Source organism: Frankia sp. AiPs1 (genome assembly GCF_023716945.1).
GTDB lineage: Bacteria > Actinomycetota > Actinomycetes > Frankiales > Frankiaceae > Frankia.
Map to the genome: position 1 here is coordinate 1 of NZ_JAMQQF010000296.1, position 7,161 is coordinate 7,161.

The following is a 7,161-nucleotide window of genomic DNA, read 5'->3' on the forward strand; positions in this document are numbered from 1 at the left end:
CGGCTACACCGCCGACCCCGACGCCCCGACCCGGCTGCCGACCGGCCTCGGCACGCCGGCACAACCGCGGAGGTCCGGCGACGGGACCGTCGCCGGACAGTCCCCCACCCGGGTCGGTGCCGAGCCGGGCGGTTCTTCCTGGCCGGGCGCCCCTGGCGCAAGCAGCGGCGCTGGCGCAAGCAGCGGCCCCAGCGGGAGCGGCGGTCCTGGTGCGCCGTCCGGCTCGGGCGCCCGCGGCCGCAGGAACCGCGGGCCGCTGCTCGTCGGTGGCGGCGTGGTCGTGGTCGGTGCGATCCTCGCCGGCGTCCTCGCCCTGAACTCCGGTGGCGACGACAAGGCCAACGACTCCGGTTCCAGCGTGAAGCCGGCCACCGGCACGACCGCCCAGGCCCAGCCGGCCGCGTTCACGCTGCCCCGCTCGACCGAGCAGCTGAGCCGCGACACCGTCGTCTACGCCTCCAACCGCAACGGCAACTACGACCTGTTCCGCGGCGACGTCACCGGCGACGGCGGCCTCCAGAACGACAAGCCGCTGCTCACCGGGCCGGACAACGACATGCTGCCGGCGATCTCCGAAGACCGGAAGACGGTCGTGTTCTTCAAGAAGGGCAGCCCGAACACGCTGCAGGCAATCGCCGCCGACGGCACCGGCAGGCCCGTGCAGCTGTTCACTTCCGGCCCGGCCAAAAACCTGACGATCGCCGACGACGCCCGACCGTCGCTATCCCCGGACGGCAAGTTCCTGGTCGTCCGGTCGAGCACCGACGGGACCGGCGCGCCGAACCTGGGCCTGTATGTGGTCAGACTCGACGGCTCGAGCGTCCAGCGGCTCAACGCGAAACCGCAGGCGACCGACCCGGCCTGGTCGCCGGACGGCGAGCGGATCGCCTACTGGTCCAACAAGACCGGCGGCGCCCGCGGATTCATCGTGGTGATCTCGGTCCAGCCCAATGCCGAGGCGACGCCGGTGATCAACGATTCGCTCACCACAGACTCCGACCCGGTCTGGTCACCGACGAGCGACAAGATCGCGTTCACCCGGCAGGAGAACGGCGACCTGGAGATCTTCGAGATGAACTCGAACGGCTCCGACGTCCGCCAGCTCACCCACGCCCGCGGCGACGATCAGGACCCCGCCTTCGGCCCCGACGGCCGGATCGTCTTCTCCGGCCAGCGTGACCCCGGCAACCCGAACGTCCGCCAGCTGTTCGTCCTCAACCCGAACGACCCCGCCGCCGGCGACCACCAGCTCACCACCCAGGGCGGCTTCAACGGCCACGCCCGCTGGAACGCCGGCTGACCCAGCGCCCGCCCCCTCCGCCCCTCTGGCCCGGTGCCCCCCTCTGACCTGGTGCCCCCTCCGACCCTGCGCCCGCTCCGTCCCCCGCCTCCACTTCCTTGCCGTTCCAGGGAGTAACTGGACGTGGAAACCTTTGGACAGGCGAGGAAGTTGTCCCCAGGCGTCAGACTGTCCACAGGTGGCGAATCGGTCGGGCCCGATGGCGTCGTCCTGACCGACACTCAGAGGCGTGATCCAGTCCTACGAGGAGGTCGTCTCGCTGGCCCGCCGGCAGGATGACATGGTCCTGCGTCGGGATGCCCGCCAGCTCGGCATGTCCGACGAGGCGATCAAGCGGCGGCAACGGCACCACGGCTGGATGTCTCCCATTCGCGGAACCCTGATCGTGCCGCCCGTCCGCGATGAGCTGCGGGCGCAGGCACGGGCCGCGCTCGCGGTCGGCGGTGGCACGATCTGCGGGCGCACCGCCGCCCGGTTGCACGGCCTGCCCGGGCTTCCCTTCCGGCGGTCGGACGAACCTGTCGACGTGGCCCTGCGCAGCGAGAGCGGCTATCGGCAGCGGCAGGGCTGTCGCCGGCACTGGATGCCGATGCACGACACGGAGACCGTCGACCTTGCCGGCATCCCCACGAGCACGATCCACCGGACCATCGAAGATCTTGCCCTGCTGTGTGATCGTGAGCTGTTCGTCAGCGTGGTCGACGCCATGCTCCACCAGGGGCGGCTGCGCACCGGCGACCTGCCCACCCTGCGCGATCGCGTAGCGGCCCGCCGCACGGGCAACCGCGCGCAGCGCTGGTGGGCGCGGATCGACGGGCGGGCGGAGTCCCCGCTGGAGACGCGGGTTCGGCTGCTGCTCGGTGATGCCGGCCTGCCCCCTGACGAGCTTCAGTGGCTGGTCCGCGATCCTTCGACGGGTCTACCGGTCGCCAGGCTCGACTTCGCCTGGCCATCGCTTCGGGTGGCGCTCGAGGCGGACGGCGCTGGGCCGCACGGCGAGCCCGAGGCGCTGCATCGGGACCGCACGCGGCAGAACACGCTGGTCCGCCTCGGCTGGGATGTCCTGCGCTGCACGTGGCGGGATGCGACCCGCGGCGCGCCAGCACGCGGTCTCGTGACGACCGTGCGCGCCGCGCTTCACCGGGCAGGCGCTGCCGCACTGCCGTCACGCGCCCTCGCGTGATCCGTGGGGCCGCCCGCCTTTCTTGCCCTTTGGGGGGTCTCGGCGTCCGCTTCGTCCCCCGAAGGGCAAGAAAGGGCCCCGTCACCCCCGCGGCTAGCGCGGGGGGCCGCTGACGGGGGTGGCGGGGGCGCGCTTGACGGTCTTCGGGTCCATGCGGCGGATCAGCATCGAGACGATGATGATGAACAGGACGCCGATCACGGCGCCCGCGATGATGTCGGTGAGGTAGGCCGACGCCGTGTGGTCGTAGAACGGGTCGACGACGGCCTTGGGGTTGATCAGCTTCTTGGAGCCGTCCGGGCGGAGGACTCCGGCGAGGGTGATCCGGTTCATGTCGGCGATCGACGACATCGACGCGAACCCCCAGCGGGCCGGGGCGATGTAGGCGACCTGCTCCAGGCCGGCGGTGCCCTTGACCGGCACGATGCCACCGCTGAAGATCAGCTGGGCCATCGTGATCAGCACGAGCAGGGGCATCGTCTTGTCGGCGTTGTCGACCAGCGCCGAGATCACCAGCCCGAGCATCGCCGAGGCCAGCGACACCACGATCACCGCGATCAGCATCTCCAGCAGGGAGTTGCCGAGGATGAGCCCCGCCTTGGGTGTTCGCCCGGCCAGTCCGATCAGAGTGAACGGGATCGACTGCGCCACCGTGATGACGATCAGGACGAGGACCTTCGACCCGATGTACGCCGTGCGGGACAGGCCGATGGCTCTCTCCCGGCGGTAGATCGCCCGTTCCTTGACGATCTCGCGAACCGAGTTCGCCATGCCCATGAAACAGGCACAGAGCACCATGATCAGCAGAATCGTCGGGCCGTCGGAGTTCGGCGAGAACTGCTTGGCCTGCTCGGCGGTCAGGTCGAAGTTCCCGCCGATGGCCCTGGGGATCAGCCCCAGCAGGAACGGGAACGCGATGATCAGCCGCAGATAGGACTTGTCCGACGCCACGACACCCATGGTTCGACGACTCAGCGTGACGAGCTGGGAGGCCACCGACTGCTGGCGCAGCGAGGGCAGTTCCTCCGGCGCCGGCCGCGCCGACGGGGCGGTGATCGACGCCGGCACGTAGTACCGCGAGTTGCGGAAGCGGGCCGCCGACTCGGCACCCGGCGTCGCCTCCAGGTTGAGGAAGACGTCCGGGTAGTCCCGCTTGCCGAAGAACGACAGCGCGTCCTGAGGCGGCCCGAAGTAGGCGACGTAGCCGCCGGGAGCCAGCACCAGGATGTAGTCGCACAGGTCGAGCTGGGCGACGCTGTGGGTGACGACGATGACCGTCCGGCCGTCGTCCGCCAGCGTCCGCAGCGACTCCATGACGTTCTTGTCCATGCCCGGGTCGAGACCGGAGGTCGGCTCGTCCAGGTAGAGCAGGGTCGGCCGGGTCAGCAGCTCCAGGGCCACCGAGGTCCGCTTGCGCTGACCGCCGGACAGCCGCGACACCTGCGTGTTCGCGTGCTGGGTGAGGCCGAGCTCGGCGAGGACCTCGTCGACGCGGGTGCGCCGCTCCGCCTTGGTGACGTCCGGTGGGAAGCGCAGCTCGGCGCCGTACTCCAGGGCCTTGCGCACGGTGAGCGAGGTGTGCAGCAGGTCCTCCTGCGGCACGTAGCCGATGCGGCGGCGCAGCTCGTCGTACTCGGAGTACAGGTCACGGCCGGCGTAGCGGACGGTCCCCTTGTCCGCGGGCCGGAACCCGGTCAGGGCGTTGAGCAGGGTCGACTTGCCGGCGCCCGAGGGCCCGACGACGCCGAGCAGGGCCCGGCCGGGCAGCTTGAACGTCATGTCGTGCATGAGCTGCTTCTGGCCGGCCCAGACGTTCAGGGCGTCGGCCTCGAAGCTGACGTCGCCGGAGTCGATGTACTCGACGAGCTGGTCGCCCTCGAGCTGGAAGACGTGGTGACCGACGGCGATGACGTCGCCCTGGCCGACCTCCGTCCGGTTGATCCGGCGGCCGTTGACGAACACACCGTTGGCCGAGTCGAGGTCGGCGATCTGCAGGCCCGAACGGCCGATGTAGAGCTCGGCGTGCCGCCGGGAGGCGAGCAGGTCGGTGATGACGATGTCGTTGTCCCGGGCGCGGCCGATCGACATCGTGCCCTGGCGCAGGCGGTAGGTGGTGCGCCGCTCGTGCTCCTGCTCGAGGCTGGTGGAGCCGCCGGCGCGATCGTCGCGGCGGCGGTCGTCGTAGTCGTCGTAGTCGCGCCCGCGCTGGGCCGGGCTCGTCGGCCCCTGGTGGCCTCGGCTGCCCCGTCCCGAGGTGGGCCGCGGCGGGCTGTAGCCCGCGGCGTTGGGCAGCATCGTCTGCATGTCGTAGCCGGGGTCGTAGGCCGGCTCGTCGATCGGGGCTCGCCCCTGCGGGAACTCGGGGTGGACGACGACCTCGGGGCCCGTGGGGGTGCCCAGCCGCAGCCGCACCTCGTCGTGCACCGGCACGGACTCGGGCATCCGCTGCCCGTCGATCCAGGTGCCGTTGGAGCTGATGTCGCGGACGACCCAGCCGCTGCCGGCCTGTTCGAGGAGGAGGTGGCGGCGGGAAACCCGGCTGTCGGCGATGACGTAGTCGGCGGTCCGGGCACGGCCGATGATGAACTGGGCCTCGGCGGGCACAGTGGCCGCACCGGCCTCGGTGACGACTCTCAGGAAGGTCGTCTGCACGTGTTTCCCCCTTCGCGACGGGACGCTGGCCGGGTTGTCCCGCCGAACTCCACCTTGTAACTACGCCAGGTCGTGTCACCAAGCCGAGCGATGCCACCGCTTCGAGCGGCGCCACCGGGGTGACCGGTGATGCCACGCCGAGCGGTCACGCGGGCTGACCGATCATGCCGGATGTCCGATCGTAGCGTCGAGGGATGACCTTGATCCACCCCGGGTGACGGTTGACCGGCCAGCCGAACGGCGTTCCCGCCGTCGCGTACGACCTCTGGACATCTCTCGGTTTCCTGCCGCCTCTTGATCCTTCGATATGCCGGCTGTCCTGCACGGACCTTCTGCGCCCTCGGCCCAGTGGGGCCGCCGTCGCGGCGGCCGTGCCACGGAGGCGACGGTGACGACGCGCGGCTCCCGTGCGGCACCTTATGAGAATGCCGGCTGGTAGTCCTCGGGAGTGGCATCTGTCGCCGATCCGACCGAGGGGGGTTCCGAACGTCCCTCAACACCTGACCGTCCGTGCACAACCCATTCACATGGCAGCCCCCCCGCGACCACAGCCGCTCGCTTCGCGTCCAGGAATCACCTGGGTGCGCGCCCGGCGAGGGTGACCGGCCGGCCCGCGCCCACCCACCCCGGACGAGCAGCCGGACGGCCGCGGACGGACCAGACCCACGCCCGCGGCGGCGCCGACGGGGTGGGTACCCGCATGCTCCGGCCGCTGACGCCACCCGAGATGGCACCGAGAATGTGGCCGGAATCATGCCCGCCAGGGGATGATCGAGTTCCGGGCGGGCATGGTCATCGGCGGGCCGGTCAGGATGCCGGGAGAACGAGGTCCTTGGCCGTCGCGGTGAGCGACAGCCCGGTGGCATTCGTCGACGCCTTGACTATCTGCAGGTGGAACGGCAGCCCGGACACCGGGATCGGGATCGGGACCTTGAACTGGAAGGGGATGGAGAAGTTCAGGCCGCCCTGAATCGACAGCCCGGACGGCACCAAAGTGAGCTGGTTGTCGTTCACCTCGAACGTGGTGATACCGCCGATCTGCGTGCTGCCCAGCCCGAAGAGGCCGTCGGTGGTGCCGCTCAGCTCGACCTTGTTCCCGCCGTCCACGGGCTTGACCTGGAACTTGACCGCCTGCTTCGCGAGGAAGGCGTTCAGGTCGGCGTAGCTGATGCCGACGGTGGCCCGCACGGAGTCGACGGGAACCTGCCCCACGTTGTCGGTGAGGGCGTCCCCGAGCGGCACGTGCACGCCCTTGAGATGCGCCTTCACCGAGGAGATCTTCGGCCCGGGGGTCGGGATGCCGTCGATGCCGACGCCGATGTCGGTGAACTTGCCGAACAGTACCTGGGTGAGGAACGGGAACCCGCCGATGCTCACGCTCGTCACCTTCGGCACCGGGTCGCCGGGCTTGAGACTCTCGGCGACGGACGCCTTGACCTGCTTGCGCATCTGCCCCTTGGCGATGACGACGCTGACCCGGTCGCCCACGACGAACAACACGACCAGCACGACCAGCACGATCGCCAGCACCCGACCTCGCCGGCGCCGCCGTGGCGGCTTGGCGGTGGCGGTGGCTCCGGCCGGCGGCCCGCCGGCGCCGAACCCGTCCCGGCCGGCGCCGTTCGGCCCGTCCTGGCCGATCGCCGCCCCGGATCCCAGGTCATGGGCCGGCTGCTGCCCGTAGCCGGACTGGTCGTGGGCAGTCTGGGCGTAGCCGGGCTGCGCATACCCGGGCTGCTGCTGCCCAGGCTGCGCATAACCCGACGGTGACCCGGGCTGCGCGTACCCGGGCTGTGGATGCCCGGCCTGCGGATGTCCGACCTGTGGATGTCCGACCTGTGGATCCTCGGGTCGGGTGGAACCCGGCCACGGCTGGCCGGCGGCCGCGACGCCGCTGCGACCGATGATCATCGTGCCGTCGGCGGTGTCCTCGGAGTCGGACCAGCCGGGCGTCGCCTCTCCGCCACGGCGCACGGCCGCCGTCCGGGCCGTCGGCGCGGCGGCGGACTGATCGATCCCCCTCGGC

The 7,161-nt window shown here is 70.8% G+C and carries 4 protein-coding genes; 2 read left to right on the top strand and 2 right to left on the bottom strand.

Going from position 1 to position 7,161, the window contains the following annotated elements:
* Both ND748_RS21080 and ND748_RS21085 read left to right on the top strand, forming a co-directional pair.
* Positions 1 to 1,300: TolB family protein (locus ND748_RS21080; protein ID WP_374215991.1), on the top strand; the 1,300-nt coding region annotated here is incomplete at its 5' end.
* Between the two features lie 229 nt (positions 1,301 to 1,529).
* Positions 1,530 to 2,483, top strand: coding sequence for an endonuclease domain-containing protein (locus tag ND748_RS21085; protein ID WP_251747716.1), 954 nt, complete (start codon positions 1,530 to 1,532; stop codon positions 2,481 to 2,483).
* A gap of 93 nt (positions 2,484 to 2,576) precedes the next feature.
* Here ND748_RS21085 and ND748_RS21090 read toward each other — a convergent pair whose 3' ends face one another.
* Both ND748_RS21090 and ND748_RS21095 read right to left on the bottom strand, forming a co-directional pair.
* Positions 2,577 to 5,135, bottom strand: a complete 2,559-nt coding sequence (locus tag ND748_RS21090) for an FHA domain-containing protein (RefSeq protein WP_251747717.1) — start codon at positions 5,133 to 5,135, stop codon at positions 2,577 to 2,579.
* 807 nt (positions 5,136 to 5,942) lie between these two features.
* On the bottom strand, positions 5,943 to 7,161 hold a 1,219-nt coding region (locus ND748_RS21095), incomplete at its 5' end, for an LmeA family phospholipid-binding protein (protein ID WP_308205682.1).